We start from the raw sequence: 19915 nt of genomic DNA on the forward strand, positions 1-19915 counted from the left end.
TTAAATTGTATGAATGGTGGGGTTTTTTAATCCTCGTCTTTCACATCAATATCCTCTGGAATAGGGGTAGATCGCCAAATTTCGATTTCCTCTTTAATTCGTTCCAGTTGTTTAAAATAAGTACTAAATTGACCGCTATTTATTAGAATTTGTTGTCCATCGTAAACTGAACGGATGCGCCCCTCATATACTAGACGCATTACTTGATCCTCAGGCATGCCAAGGTCAATAGCTGTCTCTGCAATTGTTTTATACATATGATTCGCTCCTTTTACAGTATTTATTATAACGTCCATTCAATAGAAAGCATACTGTGCTATATGAAAGAAAAAATAAAATGGTAATTGTTTGATTTTGGATAAATATGTATTATAAATATCATGAAGTAATGAAGCGAGGATGATTGATAAAATGTTAAATCCATTGTTTGTATTACTTGCAGCCATTTTGTGGGGCATGACAGGTACGGCTCAATCGTTTTTAGATCAAGGAGTATCTCCGATTGCGGTAGCCACAATCCGTTCTGCCATTGGTGGCGGTCTATTATTAGCCATCGCTATTTTGTTACGAAAAATTGACCTCCGAAATTGGTCATGGAAATGGACGATTTTAGCTGCGGCTAGTATCGCCCTTTTCCAAGGACTTTTCTTCTCATCAATACGTCTAACAGGTGTTGCTATTGGAACAGTTGCAACAATTGGGAGTGCGCCAGTGTTTTCTGGTATTTTAGAATGGATCGTTTGGAAAACGCGGCCCACATTGATATGGGGTCTTGCTACACTTATGGCCATCATCGGATGTCTTTTATTATTTATGAGCAATGGGGATGAAATAGTTCATGCTGGTGGATTCGCCCTTGCGCTTTGTGCAGGCTTATCCTTTGCATTTTATACAAATATAAGTAAAAAATTAATGGCACAAGCAGATGCATTACCAGCAGTAGCTATGACATTTTCGGTTTGTACGTTGTTTTTACTCCCGTTTTCTTTAGAAAGTGGATTTGCTTGGCTAGTAAACATACACAATTTATGGACAATGCTGTTCATGGGAATCATGTGTACAAGCGTAGCGTATTTACTGTTTTTAAATGGTCTGCAGAAAATTAGTTCATCCACAGCCGTAACCCTTTCATTGGCAGAACCATTGACTGCGGCCATACTAGGTGTATTTTTGATTGGAGAACACTTAACTATAGTGTCCTGGCTTGGTGTAGCAATGCTATTAGGAGGTATTGTTGTTTTAACACTAGGTGGAAGAAAAAAACTAAAACCTTAAGAAAATCTTCATTTTTATAATAGCTGGTTTTTAAGATTTGAAAGGTAGACTTATATTTGAGAGCGAGGTGTATATCATGACGAAATTAACAGTTCTTGTTACAGATGACGATCAAGATATTCGTGATGGTATTGAAATCTATTTAAAAAATGAAGGCTATCATGTCATTAAAGCAGCAGATGGCTTAGATGCATTAAAAAAGCTAGAGAACAATGAAGTACATTTAATTATTTTAGATATTATGATGCCAAACATGGACGGAATAACGGCTACCTTTAAAATTAGAGAGGAGCGTAATATTCCAATTATTATGCTAAGTGCGAAGGCGGAGGATGGCGATAAAATCCATGGATTATCAGTTGGAGCTGATGATTATGTGACAAAGCCATTTCACCCATTAGAATTATTGGCACGGGTGAAATCGCAACTACGACGCTATGTTCAACTAGGGACGTATAGTGAAGGTGCTACAAAGGTAGAAATTGACGGACTTGTTCTTGATGAAGAGGCTAAAGAAGTCATATTAGAAGGAGAACCAGTTCGCCTTACCCCGATAGAATATAAAATTACAGAACTATTAATGAAAAATGCAGGGCGTGTTTTTTCGATTCGAGAAATTTATGAACGGGTTTGGAATGAGGAAGCGTACAATGCTGAAAATATTGTAGCTGTTCATATCCGGAAGATCCGAGAAAAAATCGAAGCAGATCCGAAAAATCCGCGCTATTTAAAGGTGGTATGGGGCGTTGGCTATAAAATGGAAAAATAAAATAGAGAAGTATATGACTATTGCAGGATTTATTGCAGGTGTTATTGGGCTTATTTATTTTGGGATTTATGCCTATCAAATCGTCGATTCTCGCTCCTCAGAGGTTTTACAATTGTTAGAAAGAATTTTTTAGAGGAGTGTAAAGAGGGATGATAAAAAAATGGAGATCTCTTTTCGTTTTAATGTGTTTAATCTGGACGATTTTCGGTATTTTTACTTTTTGGCATGTAGGTTATCAGTATATTGGTAAATCATATTTCGATTCAGAAAATTTCCAGCATGAAATAGATAATTTCACTGCAGAATTAGGACCTTTAGTAATAAATGTACCGAAGGCAGAGGATTTGAAAAATAAAATAGAAATTACCCAAACTGAAATAGAGGATCATCGTAATTACTACGGTACATTGGGACAGCAAATCGATAATATTAAAGCACAATACGAACAGCGTATTCAGGAAGCTATAGATGCCAATGCAACTGAATTAAAGACTAAGCTAGAGACTGAACGCGATAATAAAATTAAAGATATTACGGCAAATTTTGAAGATGATGAGCATGTACGAAAGAAGATTCTTGCTGAAAAAGAAGTGCTCATTGATAAATATATTAAAGACGTACAAAGTGAAGCCAAAAACTTTGAAAAAAACTTTGACTATTGGTCTTATGAGTTGAAGAATACGGAAACAGGTAAAACATATCGTGCTGGTGATGTTACTGAAAGTAGTGCCTATAAAATAAAATATACGGAGCGAAATCCATTATATGCAGGTAACATAAGTAATAATTTCAGGGATACTTTTTACCGTACAGAAACATATGTAAATGTAGATGACCTTTATGAAACAACTGAATATACGGGTGTCTTAACGATTTCAAAAAAAGCAGTGCAAACATTAGGCGTTATGCAGGATTATAGTCGTTTTCATCGAAATCAATATACCTTCTTCTTAGTATGGCTCACTAGTATAGTAACAGCATTCTTTGTTTGGAGAGGACGTAAGGGTTTACTACAAACTGTCAAGGATATGAAGGAAAAAGAGATTTTAACTAAAGTTAAATTCGACTTTCAAGTTGTTTTAGTATTGATCACAGGATTTATATATCTTATTGCGTCTCAAGTTGTTTTTGAATCTATTGAATACACTTACGAATACAATTATCAACATAATTATGTGCGCTATATACTAGATCTTGCCTTTAAATTAGGTGTGTTATTTGTAATTGGCAGTGCCTTCTTTGTGCAGTTAATATGGTTGTATACAAGAGTAGATACTTTGAAAAAGCTAGAGGAAAATGTAAAATCGAGCTATTTATGGTCACTTGGGGATTCGATGACTGATTTATTTATCAACCGTTCGATTGCATTGCATTCAATTGTGATGCTCGCTGCAGCCTTCTTTGGTGGAGGTAGTCTTGTCGCTTCAATGTTAAGAGGAGGAGCTTTTCAAGTTCTTGTCCTTGGATTGTGTACGTTCGTAGGAGTTCCAGCATTAATCGTTTTTCTATCAAGAATGGGTTACCTAAATCGCATTATGAAGGATACGAAGGATATGGCTGAAGGACGGTTAAACCGTGATGTAAAGGTAAAAGGCAAATCACCGCTTGCTGGTCATGCGGAGAATCTTAACCATTTACGGGAAGGTGTTCGTACGTCAATGCACCAGCAGGCTAAAAGTGAACGGTTAAAAACAGAGCTAATTACCAATGTGAGTCATGATTTACGGACTCCTCTAACCTCTATTATTACGTATACGGATTTACTGAAAAACCCTACGATTACAGATGAAGAACGTCAGCAATATATTCATATTCTTGATAAAAAATCTGAACGTTTAAAAGTGTTGATTGAAGATCTCTTTGAAGTATCAAAAATGGCAAGCGGGAATATCGAGCTTCAACGAAGTCGTGTAGATTTGACACAGCTTATTCAGCAAGCGGTGGGAGAACATAAGGAAGATTTATCACAGTCACGTTTAGATTTACGAATGACGATGCCTCATGACCCTATTTATGCCTATGTGGATGGTCAAAAATGGTGGAGGCTTATTGATAATTTAATTGTTAATGTCTTGAAGTATGCGTTAGAAGGGACACGTGTATATGTAACGTTAAAACGTACGGCAGATGGTGACGCCGAATTCACAGTGAAAAATGTAGCGAAGTATGAAATTAGCGAAGATGCTGATGAATTATTTGAACGCTTTAAACGGGCAGATGCTTCACGACATACAGAAGGCTCTGGACTTGGATTAGCTATAGCACAGTCCATTGTTGATTTACACGGAGCTAGAATGACTATTGATGTCGATGGTGATTTATTTAAAGTAACAGTTCGTATTTCGGCAGTATAATGGGAAGATGGTGGCAGAGGTTTGCCACCATCTTCTTTACATTATAAGCCTAAATTTTTAGCGATAATAACTTTCATGACTTCATTTGTTCCAGCATAGATGGACATAACAGGAATATCTCTATACCTACGGGCAATTTTGTATTCCTCCATATATCCATAGCCGCCATGCAATTGCATACATTGTGTGGCAAGATTACGTGCATTTTCTGTTATCCAGTATTTTGCCATTGATACTTTAGTAACGACATCTTTACCTGCTATATGGTCTTCAATCAAAGATTCTAAAAAAGCTTTGCCAAGCTCAATTTTAGTTGCCATTTCAGCTAGTTTAAATTGAGTATTTTGGAAGTCGCCAATTGTCTTACCAAAGGCTTGGCGCGATTTTACATAGTCAAGCGTTATGGCAAGCATATCCTCTGCGGCTGTTTGAGCAGCAATCGCTACCGCTAAACGCTCTTGTTGCAGTTTTTCCATCATATAGTGAAAACCTTTGCCTTCTTCTCCTAGTAGGTTTTTTACAGGCACTCGGCAATCTTCAAAATAGAGCTCTGCTGTATCTTGGGCATGCATGCCAACTTTTTCGAGTTGTCTTCCTTTGGTAAAGCCAGGAGTACCTTCTTCAATGACAAGTAGACTAATTCCACGATGCTTTTTCTCTGCCTGTGGATTTGTCTTCACTGCAACAACGACTAAGTTTGTATGAATTCCATTGGTAATGAAGGTTTTTTGACCATTCACTATATAATGGTCACCATCGCGAATAGCTGTAGTTTGGATATTGGCTAGATCTGAACCTGTACCAGGCTCGGTCATCGCAATAGCTGTTATAGAGTCGCCTGTCACACATTTAGGTAACCAGCGAGACTTTTGGTCATGTGTACCATAGGCCTCGATATATGGTACAACAATATCATTATGCAGGCCCACTCCGATCAGGCTGGAGCCTATCCGTTCAAGCTCTTCTTGAATGATAACACCAAAGCTGAAATCCAGCCCCAGCCCTCCATATTGCTCTTCAACCTGTGGACAAAGATAGCCCATATCACCGAGCTTACGCCAAAATGAAAGAGGAATAAGATGATCCTTTTCCCATTGAGCATAATGTGGCTCTGCTTCTTCAGCTAAAAACTTACGAAAGGTTTTACGAAATAACTCATGCTCTGTTGTTTCAAATTTATAACGTGTCATTTGATATAGCACCCCTTTTTGATTCGTAAATGTGTAAATATTCTGTCTTATTGATCATGTTACTGGAAGATTTGTGAAAATAAAAGTAGCTTTTAGTGAGGAAGTGACGAAAATGTCATCTATATACAGTGAAATGTCATGTAATACGATAGAATTCAAATAAACGAAAAGATAAACTTATATTTGTAAGCAATTTAAAGTGGCTAGTTTCTATTTTCACTAGAAGATTATTCAAATGCTTCATGTAATAAGATTGTTAAGTAAAATGATATAATCGACTAAATATAGAGAAAGTAGAGGACGAAGTTATGCCAAAAGTAATCGGCGGTTTACTTTTAATTAGTGTTTATAGTGCGTTGACTTTCTATTTAGGGTGGGGAGTGAAGCAGTGGCTTGTAGCTATGGGGTGGTTCCGTTATCCAGTCCTATTTTGGTTACTATTATATATTGTGGCATTTAGTATTATAATCGGAAGGCTACATGAGTCTTTACGCTTCTTTTCGGTGATCAGCAATTATTGGATGTTTATCTTTGAGTATGGATTATTACTATGTTTAGTTGCACAATTGATTATTTGGTTAACACCCTTTAAAAATGTACAAATAATTGGTAGTATAGCAGTTGCTGTGCTATTAGTATTAGGTATCATTGGCTCTTATTTAGCCTATTCTCCAGTTGTTCGTCATTTAGAGATCGCGGTTGCAAAAAAAGACAGTGAGCTTCATTCAATGAGAGCTGTTGTGGCATCCGATTTTCATTTAGGGGTTTTATCGCATAAAAGGCATTTGCAACGCTTTGTTAGCTTAGCTAATGAAGCACAGCCAGATATTGTGTTGTTAGCTGGTGATATTGTGGATGATGATCCAAAATGGTTTGTACAAGAGGGAATGGCGGATGTCATGAAACAATTAAGGGCTACATATGGAACGTATGGTATACTAGGTAACCATGAGTATTATGGCAAAAAAATCCCTGAATTTATAAGAGAAATGGAAAATGCCAATGTAAAAATACTGCTAGATGAAACAATTCGTATAGAAAATGCGTTTATATTAACAGGGCAAGAAGACAGGACGAACAAAGAAAGAAAACCACTTGAAGATTTAAAGTCTACTGATAATTTACCTTGGCTTGTAATGAACCATACACCTGACGACTTGTTGACACCTTCGAAAATGGGTGTTGATTTACATATGTCAGGTCATACGCATAAGGGTCAGCTATGGCCGAATCAGTTTATAACAGCAAGAGTATTTGAACTGGATTATGGTTATAAGCTGAAGGAGCACATGCATACACTTGTTTCATCAGGATATGGCTTCTGGGGACCACCTATGCGAATTGGTAGTAGATCAGAACTGTGGGTAGTAGATATAAAATTTCAATAATAAGTTGAAATTTTGAATTGGACTACTTAGGCGAATTGGCAGTAGTATAGAAAAACGGAGTATTTTATAATAAGTGGGTATTTTATTAAAAAAGGTAAGGTGACATGGTGGAAATTATAGAGTTATTAAAAGCATTGATATTAGGCTTTGTTGAAGGTATGACAGAATTTGCACCAGTATCTTCTACAGGTCATATGATTATCGTAGATGATATGTGGTTAAAGACAGAAGAGTTTTTAGGAAAATATCCTGCGAATACATTTAAAATTGTAGTTCAACTTGGTTCTATATTAGCAGTTATCGTTGTTATGTGGAAACGTATGTTGAGCCTCATTGGCTTATACAATATAGATGGACAATCTAAATCTATGAATGGCCGTTTTAACTTATTGCATGTCATTGTTGGGATGCTACCTGCGGTTGTCTTAGGTTTTGCATTCAAGGATTTTATTGATGACCATCTTTTTAAAGTAGAGCATGTTATTTATGCATTGGTAGCTGGGGCAATTCTAATGATTGCGGCAGATAAATTGGCACCGAGAAAGCCAAAAGTAGATTCTCTAGATAAGATTTCATATGGATTGGCATTTAAAGTAGGGCTAGTACAATGTCTATCTTTATGGCCAGGTTTTTCCCGTTCAGGCGCAACAATTTCAGGTGGGGTACTATTCGGTATGAGTCACCGTGTTGCAGCTGATTTTACATTTATTATGGCAGTACCGATTATGGCAGGTGCTAGTCTAGTATCTGTTTTGAAAAACTGGGATACTTTATCAATGGACTATTTTGGATTCTATGCTGTCGGATTTATTAGTTCATTTGTCTTTGCATTACTATCGATCAAGTTCTTCTTAGCACTTATTTCAAAAGTGAAATTAATGCCTTTTGCGATTTATCGTTTAGTTTTAGCTGCTGTTCTTTGCGTAATCATTTTCATGTAAAGTTAAAAGTCACTCTTCTGTACAAGAAGGAGTGGCTTTTTTGCATGCCTTTTCTGAATACATCTTTTTGAAATGAATATCATTGGGTTCAAAGTACTTTTTGTGGTGTAATATGATAACTGTATCTTCTGAAGAATTAGAAAGGGTAACCAATCGCTTAAATTCAACAATTAGAGAGTTATAAAAATTAGCTATGCATACAATATATGCATTGCTTTTTAATACAAAGGTTTAGGATAGAATGATTTATTTCAAGGATAAACTAAATAAATAGGCTGATGCGGTAGCACGCCATTAGTTATAGATAACCTGTAACTAGAAACCTCTAGAAAATGATTGTTTTAAGTGTTACGCTAAAGGCGAATTAGGGAAATGAGTAGAGGGGTGTTTGGAACATGAAAAAGAAATTATTTATAACACGGAAGTTTCCTACACATATTGTTGAGCCGTTACAGGAGTATTATGAAATCTCACAGTGGGAAGAAGAGGAGATTGTGATTCCACGTGACAAACTGCTAGCAGCTGTAACTGATTGTGAAGTGCTGTGGGTAACGATAGCAGATCAAGTAGATGAAGAGTTACTTTCTTACGCTCCAAATTTAAAACTAGTGACGAATTTGGCAGTTGGTTATAATAATATCGATGTTAAAGCTTTACGGAAAAAAGGAATTATGGCAACCAATACACCTGGTGTCTTAACCAATACGACTGCGGATTTAGTATTTGGTTTACTACTAGCCACTGCGAGAAGAATTCCGGAAAGTGAGAGGTATTTACGGGAAGGTAAATGGAAAAGCTGGTACCCCATGCAATTGGTTGGTAAGGATGTATCTGGAGCGACAATAGGAATTATCGGTATGGGCCGCATTGGACAAGCTGTTGCAAGACGTGCAAAAGGTTTTGAAATGAAGGTTCTATATAATAATCGTAGACGCCGTCACGAAGCGGAAGAAATGTACGGTTTTCAATATGTTTCATTGGAGGATCTTTTAAAGCAATCTGATTTTGTAGTGATCATGACACCTTATAATAGTGATACGGAAGGCCTTATTGGAGCACAAGAATTAGCTTTGATGAAGGATGATGCTGTATTAATAAACGCTTCCCGTGGTGGAATTATCGATGAGGCTGCACTATATGATGTTTTGAAAAATGGAAAGCTCTGGGCAGCAGGGCTTGATGTGTTTGAACAAGAGCCAATTGCGATGGATCATCCATTATTAACACTTCCGAATGTCGTTGCGCTACCACATATCGGTAGCGCGTCTTTAGAAACGAGAACAGCTATGTTAATGTTAAATGTGAAAGCCTTAATGGCATATGGGCAGGGCAAGGCAATTTCGAATCGAATCGATTAAAAATTGGAGCATATCACTGTGATATGCTCCATCTTTATTATCTATTAAATAAATCGAATATACCGCCGATACCGCCTTCGCCCTTAGACTGGCCGCCTCCGCCTTGTGAAATTGGCGCTGCTGCAAAGACACGACTTGCTAGACGGCTAAATGGTAATGATTGTACCCACACTGTTCCCGGGCCGCGTAATGTAGCAAAGAAGATTCCTTCGCCACCAAATAATGCTGTTTTTACGCCTCCAACCATTTCAATATCGTAATCTACATTAGATGTCATTGCCACTAAACATCCTGTATCCACACGTAAAACTTCTCCTGGTTGTAACGTTTTTTCGTGAATTGCTCCACCTGCATGAACGAATGCCATGCCGTCACCCTCAAGCTTTTGCATAATGAAGCCTTCCCCACCGAAGAAGCCTACACCGATTTTTTTCTGAAATTCAACGCCAACAGATACACCTTTAGCTGCAGCTAGAAATGCATCCTTTTGACAAATGATCTTACCATTTAGTTGGCTTAAATCCATTGGTATAATTTTACCAGGGTATGGGGAAGCAAAATAAACATGTTTCTTACCTGAGCCAACATTTGTGAATGTCGTCATGAATAAGCTTTCACCTGTAATAAGTCGCTTTCCAGCACCTAGTAATTTCCCCATTAGACCACTTTGCTGGCCACCACTTGAACCATCGCCAAAAATAGTTTCCATATGGATAGAGTCATCCATCATCATTAATGCCCCTGCTTCTGCAACAACTGTTTCTTGTGGATCAAGCTCAACTTGCACATATTGCATGTCGTCACCAAATAACTTGTAGTCAATTTCATGATTATTCATAAAGGAATTCCTCCAAAAGTAAATTTATTGATATTGTATACGATTATAAGACACAATGGTTTCAATTAGAAATTAAATATTTTAGAAAAAAAGGGAATTAACTAGAAAATGTCGAATATAAAAAACTAGAATGTGTATTATTTATTTTCATTTAACTAAGGGTGTTGTGAATATACATAACCTTAAAGACTTCTATTATTAGAAGTCATCCTCTCAATGGAGGGATTAAAGTTAAGTGGAAATAAGGCCTCTGGCAGTTGTCACTGATCATTATGTAAATAATAGTATTACAAGGTGCAATGTATATTGAAAATTCGGAATTTTGACACATTTTATCTTCGCACAGTGGAAAACACCTCCTCTGTGGATGGTGGATCACCGATGTAATAAGTCGATTTTTTCACTATGGATTTAGTCTGAAGATAAAGCTCTGGCAGAAGAATCGGATTTTCAAAGGAATTGTATAATAAGACAATTCAAAATCCGGACGTAATCGCCCAGGAAAACTAATTCTGTTTACATTTATAGACTCTGTACCTATGGAATACGACTGGTACAATAGCCGAGGCATCATAGAGTATTTCAGGGGGTGTATGTAGTGGAGATTAAAAACTATATCGGTGGTAAATGGGTCACACATTCACATTTACAAAGTATAGCAGTGACGAACCCTGCAAATGGTGAGCAGCTTGCAACTATACCACGCTCGACTTCAAATGAGGTAGATGAGGCAGTTGCTGCTGCTAAGCAAGCACAAAAAAGCTGGGCACTTATACCAGCACCAAAACGTGCAGACTATTTATATGCCATCGGTCAAAAAATGAAAGAAAAAAAGGAATATTTGGCGACCGTTTTAACAAAAGAGATGGGCAAGGTAATCGAAGAGGCTAGAGGAGAAGTGCAAGAAGGAATTGATATGGCTTACTATATGGCGGGTGAAGGTCGAAGATTGTTTGGTGAAACAACACCTTCTGAGCTTGCCAATAAATTTGCCATGAGTGTAAGAGCACCAATTGGTGTTGTTGCACTTATTACACCGTGGAATTTCCCAGTAGCAATTGCTACGTGGAAGTCATATCCTGCCATCGTTGCGGGAAATACATTCATTTGGAAACCATCGAACGAAACACCAATGATGGCCTACGAAATGGGCAAAATTTTTGAAGAGGTAGGCTTACCGGATGGTGTAGCTAATATTGTGTTTGGTACAGGTCCTACAGTAGGGACGGCTTTAATTGAACATCCTGACGTCAAGGTTATTTCCTTTACGGGTTCTACGACAACGGGTAGTAAAGTAGCTGAGCTTGGTGGCAAGCATTTAAAAAAGATTTCTTTAGAGATGGGTGGAAAAAATGCAGTCATTGTTATGAATGATGCTGATCTACAGCTAGCTACAGAAGGGATTTTATGGAGTGCATTTGGTACTGCTGGACAAAGATGTACAGCATGTAGCCGAGTGATTGTGCATAAAGATGTAAAAGAACAATTAGAAAAGCGTCTCTTAGATGAAATGCAAAAGCTAACCATTGGGGACGGTTTAGATAAGGGCGTTAAAATAGGACCAGTAATTAATAAAGCTGCACTGGAAAAAATAAATCACTATGTGCAAATAGGCAAACAAGAGGGTGCCACATTATTAGCAGGGGGCAGAATATTAAATGAACCACCTTACGATAAAGGATTCTATTATGAGCCAACACTGTTTACGAATGTGAAACCTGATATGATTATTGCCCAAGAAGAAATCTTTGGTCCAGTCGTTTCTTTGATTGAAGTGGCAAATTTAGAAGAAGCAATTGAAGTAAATAATGGCGTGAAATTTGGCTTATCCAGCTCAATTTTCTCGCAAGATGTGAATACAATTTTCCGCGCACAGCGTGACTTAGACACAGGTATTGTTTATGTAAATGCCGGCACAACAGGTGCTGAAATCCATTTACCTTTTGGAGGCACAAAAGGGACTGGAAATGGTCACCGTGATTCAGGTGTAGCAGCTCTGGATGTATACACAGAATGGAAGAGTATTTATGTAGACTACAGCGGTAAATTACAAAGAGCACAAATCGATACAGAGTAACAGATCAACGAAAGGGGATGTTCTTGATGAAAGTTGTTGTATTAGGTGCAGGTTTAATGGGTAAAGAGGTAGCTCGTGATTTAATAAAAAACGATAAAGTTGAGCGTGTGTATTTAGGGGATATCGATGTAAAAGTTGCACAGGATTTTGTAGACACACTAGATACAAATAAGGTTGAGGTTGTAGAGCTACACGCAGAACGTGACGATTCGTTAATGGACGTTATTTCGAAGGGTGATGTTGCCGTCAATGCATTGTTTTATTCGTTCAATGAGCGAGTAGCAAGAGCAGCCATTGAGGCAGGTGTACATTCCGTCGACTTAGGTGGTCATATCGGTGGCGTTACAGAGAAGATATTGGATCTACATGAGGAAGCCAAGGCAAAAGGTGTTACAATCATTCCTGACCTAGGTGTTGCTCCAGGCATGGTCAATATTCTAGCGGGGTACGGTGCCTCGAAATTAGATGAGGTCGAATCTATTAAACTATTTGTAGGTGGTATTCCAACTGAGCCAAAACCTCCACTCCATTATACACGTGTATTTTCTTTAGACGGCGTATTCGATCATTATACTGAGCCTTCCAAAACAATTCAGAAGGGCAAGCTTGAAGAAGTTCCATCCCTATCAGGCGTTGAACCTATTTATTTTGATGGTTTCGGTGTGCTTGAGGCATTTTATACATCTGGAGGGATCTCCACTTTGTATAAGACATTCCCAAATGTCCGCACACTAGAATATAAAACAATCCGCTATAAAGGCCATGCAGAGAAGTTTAAACTTTTAGCTGACTTAGGATTCCTTGATTCAGCAAATAAGGTAGAAGTGGATAATCAAGAAGTACCTGTCCGCGCAGTAGTACGAGAAGCACTTAAAAAGAAACTTGAACTGGGAACAAAACCAGATGCTGTACTATTACGTGTTATTGTAGCTGGTGAAAAAGCACAGCAACAAGTGACATATGAATATGAAATGGTTGTACGTAAGGATATGACCATCAATGAAACGGCAATGGCACGTGCAACCGCTAATACCATTTCGGTTGTAGCTCAAATGATTGGTGCAGGTGCTATTACAGAACATGGTGTATTCGCACCTGAAGCTATAGTGCCCGGTGCTACGTATATTGAAGAGATGGCTAAACGGGGCGTAGTGATTAAAGAGACATCTCATAAGTCTGCAATGATTGTGAAATGGTAGGTGCTAACCATGAACTTTGAAATGTCCAGTGAGCAAGAAATGCTACGAAAAACAGTAAGACAGTTTGTTGATGAGGAAATCATCCCCTATATTGCAAAATGGGACGCGGCAGGCGGCTTTGATGCTAAGATTTGGTCGAGACTTGCAGAACTTGGCTTAATGGGTGTTTGTGTACCTGAACAATATGGTGGAAGTGGTATGGATTATAACGCTCTTGCGATCGTTTGTGAGGAGCTTGAACGTGGAGATACGGCGTTTCGCACAGCCGTATCCGTCCATACAGGATTAAATAGCATGACCCTTATGCAGTGGGGGACTGAAGATCAAAAGCAGCGATACCTTGTTCCACAGGCAAAAGGTGTTCGTATTGGAGCATTTGGTCTTACAGAGCCAGGCGCTGGATCTGATGTAGCTGCTATGTCTACAACGGCTGTCCGTCATGGTGATCATTATGTCCTCAATGGACAAAAAACATGGATTTCCTTATGTGATATTGCAGATCACTTTATCGTTTTTGCTTATACAGACAAAGCGAAAAAACATCATGGTATTAGTGCCTTCATTGTAGAGCGTTCTATGGCTGGCTTTACATCAAAAGCGATTAAAGGTAAGTATGGTATTCGCGCTGGTAATACAGGTGAGCTCTTTTTTGAAGATTTACGTGTACCAATAGAAAACCGTCTTGGCGAAGAGGGTGAAGGTTTCAAAATTGCCATGTCTGCGTTAGATAATGGTCGTTTTACGGTAGCGGCTGGTGCAGTTGGTTTAATCCAAGCCTGTATAGAAGCTAGTGTGAAATACTGTCATGAACGAGAAACATTTGGCAAGCCGATAGGAGAGCACCAGCTCGTTGGGCGAATGCTTGCTAATATGGAAGCTGGCTATCAAATGAGCCGACTTCTTGTCTACCGCGTTGGAGAATTAAAAAACAAAGGTGTTCGAAATACAAGAGAGACATCTTTAGCAAAATGGCAGGCTTGTGATTTTGCTAATAAGGCTGCAGATGATGCGGTACAAATTCATGGTGCGTATGGTTATTCAGACGAATATCCTGTGGCTCGTTATTTACGAAACTCAAAAGCACCTGTTATTTATGAAGGAACGCGTGAGATTCATACCATTATGCAGGCTGATTATGTTTTAGGCAAACGTCTAGATAAGCCGTTAACTAAAATGTTGCCTAAATGGCCATTTGAAGAATAGAACGAGAGGGGAATTATTCCCTCTCGTCTTTTTTTTTGTGTGAAGCCCCTGTTAAAAAATTTCAGAAAAATGTAACTTTCCAACCTTTTGCTAGTCTAATTGATAAACAAGTATATGAAGGGAAGGATAAATGATGAAAAGTAAGTGGTTGGCAATTATGCTGATTGTCGTTCTAGCTATCGTGCCTGGCATTTTCACATGGACGATTACTACAGATGTTACTGCAAAGGCAGCAAGCACAAGTATGGCCGAGCAAAGCTGGCAAGCATCTTTTTCAGTTGCTTTAAAGAAAAACAAGATAACTAAAGACTATGTCTTTATTACAACAGAAAAAGGTCAAAAAGTACCCGCAACAATTGAATTGCTAGAAGATCAGAAAACATTAGTTGTAAAGAAATTAAAACCAGGTAATTATCAATTACATGTGAAGAAAGAAGCATTCTCACAGGGGGGATTAAATGTCTCATCACAAGTTATTCCATTCACCATTATAGAGACGTTAACTGCTGTAAAATCTGAAAAAGAACTACAACAATATTTCAAAAAACTGTTGTCGACTCAAAGAGTAGGAATTAGAGAGGAAGAAAAAGCAGATAGTGCGACTAGTTCAGCGGTTGAAGATAATGCAACAGCTAATAACGAGTCTACGACCAATAATCAAGTAGAAGGGGTAGAAGAGGGTGATATTGTTGTCGTAAAAGAGGGCTTTATTTACAGTGCGAAAGATCAAAGCATCACAGTTGTGAATGCTAAAGACCCAAAAAATTTAAAATTGACTACGAGCATTAAACTGAAAGAATCACGATATATTTCTAAACTTGCATTATATGACAATTTATTAATTGCCATTGGGGATGAGTATATTGAAAAAGCAGGTACAGCCATGGTAACAGCCTCCTTTTATGATATTTCGAATCCAGGCAATCCAAAGCATGTACGAGATGTTGGGCAAGAGGGCTTTTTACAGGATATTCGCATTACGAAGGATACATTATATTTAATTGGTAATATGTATCCGAATTATTGGATGCTCCAAGAAGATGTAAAAGCAGATTTAAAACCTAAAACATTTGATAGTATGGTAGGCACAGCATACAAAAGTCTACCTTTAGAGAAAATCTCGATATTACCTAATACAATGGATGGTACTTATAGTTTAATTACAGCTGTTGATTTAAAAAATGGGGCTAAGACAACAGCCAATACAAAGGGGTATCTGGGTGGTAGTAGTGGTCTTTATATGTCGGAAAATGCTCTGTATTTAACGACTCCAATATATGAAAGCAATCATGCGGCTTCATCAGATAAACGTGCTATGGACATGATTTGGTTACCACGAGCAGCAGACACTCAAATTTTTAAGTGGAATGTAGATGGAACGACTTTGAACTTTGCTGGAAGTACGGAAGTAAAAGGAACCGTGTTAAATCAGTATTCAATGGATGAATACAAAGGCAATTTCCGAATCTTCACAACAGAGGGGAATACATGGGATGAGAAAAGTACTTCCTATAATCACCTCTTTATTTTAGATGAACATTTAAAAGCACTTGGTTCAGTGAAAGATATGGCACCTGGAGAAAAAATATATTCTGCACGTTTTATGGGGGAAAAAGCATATGTGGTGACATTTAAACAAGTAGATCCTCTGTTTGTCATCGATGTAGCCAACCCGAAAAAGCCTGCCGTACTTGGAGAATTGAAGATTCCTGGCTTTAGTAATTACCTGCATCCATTAGATGAGACACATTTAATTGGCATTGGTTATGATACAGAGCAACGCTATGATGCTTATACGAAACGTAATTTTACTGTGACAACGAATATGAAGATGTCACTTTTTGATGTATCAGACTACCGTAACCCGAAAGAGCAGTCGACCGTTAAAATTGGTGGGAAAGGGTCATACTCTGATGTCCAGTACAATCCAAAAGCACTTTTCCGTCATGAGCAATACAACTACTTTGGCTTCCCGGTAGTGCTGTATGAGGCAGGTAAAGGGGATGACATTGTTTACCAAGGTCATGGAGCTCAAATTTACGAAATTACTGCAGACAAAGGTATCGTATTAAAAGGGAATATTATCAATCGTTCTACGAATGAGCCATATGAAAATTGGGAGCAGGTTGTACAACGAGTTGTCTATATAGATGACGCATTGTATACAGTAGCGCGTAATGAGGTAAAGAGCTATCAATTAAATAACTTTAAGCCATTAGATACATTAACATTCAAATAGTAAGAAAAGTCCAATGAATCCCGTTAAAAATTCATTGGACTTTTTTAAATTTAATTGTTGGGAATAATACATCCTATTGGCGATAGGGCATAATCTCAGAAACTGTCACGAATTCATAGCCTTGCCCTTGTAAATAAGCTAACACCGCATCTAGTCCATCAGCAGTCGATTGATGAATATCATGCATTAGGACAATGGCATTATTGTGTAAATTATTTTTAATATTTGGCAGTAATTGCTGCGCATTGCGATGTTTCCAATCTAATGTATCAATTGTCCATAACACGACAGGAATAGGAATTTCAGCGTTAATCGTATCATTCGTTGCGCCATAAGGTGGCCTAAAAACTGTGGCACCGTGATTAATAGCTTTCTCGATTTCAGTAGCTGTAGAATTATACTCTTTCATTACTTGTTCTTGCGTAAGCTTTGTTAATACAGGGTGATTCCATGAATGGTTGCCTATTTCATGACCACGTGCAAGAACATCTCTGGCAATATCGGGATAATATTGTACACGACTACCGAGCATAAAGAAGGTAGCTTTTGCTTGGTACTTATCAAGGATATTTAATATTTGTTCTGTTACTTTTGGGTGGGGACCATCATCAAAAGTTAATGCTATACGCTTTTTATTGGGATCACCTGTAGGCGGTGGATTTGTTGGTTTTACATTTTCCATAGCGATTTGAAACTCTGAGGCTAACAATGGATTAATAAGCGAAAGGGGTAGTTTCACTATTGGGGCTCCGGCTGCTCCGCTAGCAATCTCATATTCATCGAAATAGAATTTCAAGGAATCGTCGACAATAGCAAAACGGTTGAAGTTCGACCATTTCGGCTCCGTTGCTTTCAATAATTCATCAGGAAAAAGCGCATCCTTTATTTGGAGGTTTTTTTGCAAATCTTTCCGTACATTTGCTGCTAATGTTGTTAAGTTGTTCTCATCATTTTGCAAGAGTGTTTGGATCGAAATTTGCTCGCCAGTTTCGTTATCAATAAAGAATGTTTTCGTTGAAACTTCATGATTAGCTCCACCTAGGTACAGCATTTTTGTTAGCACAAAGGAATAATAATGCTCTCGGTATGGAAAAGTTTCCAGACTAATATTTAATTCACCCATCGCTGCCTTTTCTTTATTTTTTTTCATAGATCCTAGATAGTTTTCTTTTGAATCCGATATGTATTGTAATACGGCATCATTAAAAACTTCGTTATCTGTTTGAGGGTAGTGAATAGCAAAAGGTGTTCGTTTATCATTAGAAACGTCTGTAACAATTCGTATACCTGGAAACGCAGAACTTTCTGTTGTTAAATTACTATTTACCGATTCTGTATCGGTTTCTTTTGAAGCACTAATCTTTTGAAACTTAAATTCATCCTTTGAAAGGATAATAACAAGTATAATGGTTGTTAAAGTTACAATAAGGCCCAGTAATAAAAAATCAATTATTGGACCACGTCTTTTTCTGCGTTCCTGCATGGTATTGGGTACGCTCCCCTCTTTTTTATTTTCTATACAATCAGACGTGTCAGCCATTAAAAAAGTTATACAAATCTATAAACTTTTAGTGTGAATTTATAGAAATTAATTTACGCCAATTTTCCTTCTTCTAGGTAGTGAATAATATGTAGTTGTACTTCTTTTTAAGTGATTGTAAAATACCTACTGAAATAGAAGAACCCATGCTCAATAATTGTTAATCGATAATAAAATAAATTGAAAGAAAGCCAAAATTTAATACTGAAATTTTCAGTTGAGTTTTTATTGGCAGTTCGATAATATTGGCAAGGAACCTTTAGAAGGAGGCAGATAGCTGTAATGGTCTTACAAGAAGCGGATAATGAACTTACAATTGACTGTTTGTTACTTGCAGGGCGTATTATGATTGAAAGTGGTGCAGAAACATACCGTGTGGAGGATACGATGCTGCGAATGGCACATTCTCAAAATATGCCGAATGCTCAATGTTATGCCACACCAACTGGAATCATTTTTTCGTTAGGCAAAACTCAGCCAACGAGAATTACATCAATTTCCAGCAGGATGACAGATTTGCAAAAAATAGCCTTGGTAAATTCAGTATCTCGGAGACTCACATCTCACATCATAACATTAGAAGAAGCTTATGACGAGCTAAAGTCGATACAAAAAACAAATTATTTTTTACCAACGTATTTACAAGTTATAGCAGCTGCACTTGCAAGCGGTTGTTTCCTTATTATGTTTAAGGGAGGATGGTCGGATTTCCCTGTAGCTTGTTTAGCGGGTGGGTTAGGTTTCCTAGTGCTTGTGATAATCAACCACTTAACAAGGGTTAAATTTTTCTCTGAATTTACGGCATCACTTGTTCTCGGCTTTGTTGCCTTCTTAGCAGTAAAGTATGGATATGGTAATGAATTGGATAAAATAATTATTAGTTCTGTCATGCCACTCGTACCAGGTATTTTGATAACCAATGCAGTTCGTGATTTAATGGCGGGGCATTTTATGTCAGGGATGGCAAAAGGAGCAGAGGCCTTTTTAACAGCCTTTGCCATCGGTGCAGCCATTGCCGTCACTCTAGGGTTTTAGGAGGCGGACAATATGGATATGATGGACATTATTATACAAATAATTGTAAGTTTTTTTGCGACTGCTGGAATTGCCATTATTTTTAACGTTCCTCGAAAAACACTCCTTCATTGTGGTCTTGTTGGAGTAATTGGCTGGATAATTTATTTTGTGTTAACAGAGCAAGGCATGGATGTTGTCAAAGCTTCTTTCTTTGGCTCGTTTGTCATTGCTATAGTGGCACATTTATATGCCCGCCGATTTAAAATACCGATGATTATCTTTATTGTAGGTGGAATTATACCGTTAGTGCCCGGGGGTATGGCTTATAATGCCATGAGAAATGTGGTAGAGGATGATTATTTACAAGGCTTACAATATGGCTTAAAGGCATTTTTAATTACAGGTGCGATAGTGATTGGACTTGTCTTTGCTGAAGTAATTATTCAACTTATTTTCCGTTCAGTTCGTTCAAGTAAGGTAAAATTACAAAAGGTCTATAAAAAGTAAAAGGAGGCTGCGTTTATTTT

Annotated in this window: 17 protein-coding genes; 13 read left to right on the plus strand and 4 right to left on the minus strand. The window is 37.8% G+C overall.

Annotated features, from left to right (window positions below; translation table 11 throughout):
- Window positions 1–26: 26 nt before the first annotated feature.
- Complete coding sequence (locus tag MKY49_RS01825; protein WP_274795405.1) at window positions 27–257, minus strand: DNA-binding protein; 231 nt, start codon at window positions 255–257, stop codon at window positions 27–29.
- 154 nt (window positions 258–411) lie between these two features.
- On the opposite strand from MKY49_RS01825, the gene MKY49_RS01830 reads away from it, so the two are divergent.
- From MKY49_RS01830 to MKY49_RS01845, 4 genes are all read left to right on the plus strand, one after another.
- A complete protein-coding gene (locus MKY49_RS01830; RefSeq protein ID WP_341385481.1) occupies window positions 412–1275 on the plus strand; it encodes a DMT family transporter in 864 nt (287 codons plus the stop codon).
- A 76-nt stretch (window positions 1276–1351) separates the two neighbouring features.
- A complete protein-coding gene (locus MKY49_RS01835; RefSeq protein ID WP_274795407.1) occupies window positions 1352–2044 on the plus strand; it encodes a response regulator transcription factor in 693 nt (230 codons plus the stop codon).
- Window positions 2022–2177: a hypothetical protein gene (locus MKY49_RS01840; RefSeq protein WP_274795408.1), complete on the plus strand. Its 156-nt coding sequence runs from the start codon at window positions 2022–2024 to the stop codon at window positions 2175–2177. The genes MKY49_RS01835 and MKY49_RS01840 overlap by 23 nt, the downstream gene beginning before the upstream one ends.
- A 16-nt stretch (window positions 2178–2193) precedes the next feature.
- Window positions 2194–4398 (plus strand): sensor histidine kinase, encoded by a 2205-nt coding sequence (locus MKY49_RS01845; protein ID WP_341385482.1) that lies wholly within the window; start codon window positions 2194–2196, stop codon window positions 4396–4398.
- Between the two features lie 41 nt (window positions 4399–4439).
- Here MKY49_RS01845 and MKY49_RS01850 read toward each other — a convergent pair whose 3' ends face one another.
- Complete coding sequence (locus tag MKY49_RS01850) at window positions 4440–5588, minus strand: acyl-CoA dehydrogenase family protein (protein ID WP_274795410.1); 1149 nt, start codon at window positions 5586–5588, stop codon at window positions 4440–4442.
- A 308-nt stretch (window positions 5589–5896) separates the two neighbouring features.
- Between MKY49_RS01850 and MKY49_RS01855 the strand changes: the two genes are divergently transcribed.
- From MKY49_RS01855 to MKY49_RS01865, 3 genes are all read left to right on the plus strand, one after another.
- A complete protein-coding gene (locus MKY49_RS01855) occupies window positions 5897–6976 on the plus strand; it encodes a metallophosphoesterase (RefSeq protein WP_274795411.1) in 1080 nt (359 codons plus the stop codon).
- 104 nt (window positions 6977–7080) lie between these two features.
- A complete protein-coding gene (locus MKY49_RS01860) occupies window positions 7081–7917 on the plus strand; it encodes an undecaprenyl-diphosphate phosphatase (protein WP_396631729.1) in 837 nt (278 codons plus the stop codon).
- A gap of 395 nt (window positions 7918–8312) precedes the next feature.
- Window positions 8313–9275 carry a 2-hydroxyacid dehydrogenase gene (locus MKY49_RS01865; protein WP_274795412.1) on the plus strand — a complete coding sequence of 321 codons (963 nt, stop codon included), beginning with the start codon at window positions 8313–8315 and terminating at the stop codon, window positions 9273–9275.
- 37 nt (window positions 9276–9312) lie between these two features.
- On the opposite strand, the gene MKY49_RS01870 is transcribed toward MKY49_RS01865, so the two are convergent.
- Complete coding sequence (locus MKY49_RS01870; protein ID WP_274795413.1) at window positions 9313–10113, minus strand: TIGR00266 family protein; 801 nt, start codon at window positions 10111–10113, stop codon at window positions 9313–9315.
- A 598-nt stretch (window positions 10114–10711) separates the two neighbouring features.
- On the opposite strand from MKY49_RS01870, the gene MKY49_RS01875 reads away from it, so the two are divergent.
- The 4 genes from MKY49_RS01875 to MKY49_RS01890 all read left to right on the plus strand — a co-directional run bounded on the left by MKY49_RS01875 (window position 10712) and on the right by MKY49_RS01890 (window position 16831).
- On the plus strand, window positions 10712–12190 hold the full coding sequence (locus tag MKY49_RS01875; protein WP_341385483.1) for an aldehyde dehydrogenase family protein: 1479 nt from the start codon (window positions 10712–10714) through the stop codon (window positions 12188–12190).
- 26 nt (window positions 12191–12216) lie between these two features.
- Window positions 12217–13389 carry a saccharopine dehydrogenase family protein gene (locus MKY49_RS01880; RefSeq protein ID WP_274795415.1) on the plus strand — a complete coding sequence of 391 codons (1173 nt, stop codon included), beginning with the start codon at window positions 12217–12219 and terminating at the stop codon, window positions 13387–13389.
- A 9-nt stretch (window positions 13390–13398) separates the two neighbouring features.
- Window positions 13399–14592 carry an acyl-CoA dehydrogenase family protein gene (locus MKY49_RS01885; RefSeq protein WP_341385484.1) on the plus strand — a complete coding sequence of 398 codons (1194 nt, stop codon included), beginning with the start codon at window positions 13399–13401 and terminating at the stop codon, window positions 14590–14592.
- 133 nt (window positions 14593–14725) lie between these two features.
- Window positions 14726–16831: a beta-propeller domain-containing protein gene (locus tag MKY49_RS01890; RefSeq protein ID WP_341385485.1), complete on the plus strand. Its 2106-nt coding sequence runs from the start codon at window positions 14726–14728 to the stop codon at window positions 16829–16831.
- A gap of 73 nt (window positions 16832–16904) precedes the next feature.
- Here MKY49_RS01890 and MKY49_RS01895 read toward each other — a convergent pair whose 3' ends face one another.
- Entirely contained in the window at window positions 16905–18314 is a 1410-nt protein-coding gene (locus MKY49_RS01895; RefSeq protein ID WP_341385486.1) for a polysaccharide deacetylase family protein, read from the minus strand.
- Between the two features lie 339 nt (window positions 18315–18653).
- Here MKY49_RS01895 and MKY49_RS01900 point away from each other — a divergent pair, with 339 nt between their 5' ends.
- The gene (locus MKY49_RS01900) at window positions 18654–19406 is read left to right on the plus strand and encodes a threonine/serine exporter family protein (protein ID WP_274795420.1); all 753 of its coding nucleotides are present in this window, start codon (window positions 18654–18656) and stop codon (window positions 19404–19406) included.
- A 21-nt stretch (window positions 19407–19427) separates the two neighbouring features.
- A complete protein-coding gene (locus tag MKY49_RS01905) occupies window positions 19428–19895 on the plus strand; it encodes a threonine/serine exporter family protein (RefSeq protein WP_274797256.1) in 468 nt (155 codons plus the stop codon).
- Window positions 19896–19915: the final 20 nt, after the last annotated feature.

It is taken from the genome of Lysinibacillus sp. FSL M8-0134 (assembly GCF_038069745.1).
GTDB lineage: Bacteria > Bacillota > Bacilli > Bacillales_A > Planococcaceae > Lysinibacillus > Lysinibacillus irui.

What these genes read in the sequence shown, in the direction of transcription:
- MKY49_RS01825 (WP_274795405.1), bottom strand. Translation starts at nt 257, where the DNA reads ATGTATAAAACAATTGCAGAGACAGCTATTGACCTTGGCATGCCTGAG.
- MKY49_RS01830 (WP_341385481.1), top strand. Translation starts at nt 412, where the DNA reads ATGTTAAATCCATTGTTTGTATTACTTGCAGCCATTTTGTGGGGCATG.
- MKY49_RS01835 (WP_274795407.1), top strand. Translation starts at nt 1,352, where the DNA reads ATGACGAAATTAACAGTTCTTGTTACAGATGACGATCAAGATATTCGT.
- MKY49_RS01845 (WP_341385482.1), top strand. Translation starts at nt 2,194, where the DNA reads ATGATAAAAAAATGGAGATCTCTTTTCGTTTTAATGTGTTTAATCTGG.
- MKY49_RS01850 (WP_274795410.1), bottom strand. Translation starts at nt 5,588, where the DNA reads ATGACACGTTATAAATTTGAAACAACAGAGCATGAGTTATTTCGTAAA.
- MKY49_RS01855 (WP_274795411.1), top strand. Translation starts at nt 5,897, where the DNA reads ATGCCAAAAGTAATCGGCGGTTTACTTTTAATTAGTGTTTATAGTGCG.
- MKY49_RS01860 (WP_396631729.1), top strand. Translation starts at nt 7,081, where the DNA reads ATGGTGGAAATTATAGAGTTATTAAAAGCATTGATATTAGGCTTTGTT.
- MKY49_RS01865 (WP_274795412.1), top strand. Translation starts at nt 8,313, where the DNA reads ATGAAAAAGAAATTATTTATAACACGGAAGTTTCCTACACATATTGTT.
- MKY49_RS01870 (WP_274795413.1), bottom strand. Translation starts at nt 10,113, where the DNA reads ATGAATAATCATGAAATTGACTACAAGTTATTTGGTGACGACATGCAA.
- MKY49_RS01880 (WP_274795415.1), top strand. Translation starts at nt 12,217, where the DNA reads ATGAAAGTTGTTGTATTAGGTGCAGGTTTAATGGGTAAAGAGGTAGCT.
- MKY49_RS01885 (WP_341385484.1), top strand. Translation starts at nt 13,399, where the DNA reads ATGAACTTTGAAATGTCCAGTGAGCAAGAAATGCTACGAAAAACAGTA.
- MKY49_RS01890 (WP_341385485.1), top strand. Translation starts at nt 14,726, where the DNA reads ATGAAAAGTAAGTGGTTGGCAATTATGCTGATTGTCGTTCTAGCTATC.
- MKY49_RS01895 (WP_341385486.1), bottom strand. Translation starts at nt 18,314, where the DNA reads ATGCAGGAACGCAGAAAAAGACGTGGTCCAATAATTGATTTTTTATTA.
- MKY49_RS01900 (WP_274795420.1), top strand. Translation starts at nt 18,654, where the DNA reads ATGGTCTTACAAGAAGCGGATAATGAACTTACAATTGACTGTTTGTTA.
- MKY49_RS01905 (WP_274797256.1), top strand. Translation starts at nt 19,428, where the DNA reads ATGGACATTATTATACAAATAATTGTAAGTTTTTTTGCGACTGCTGGA.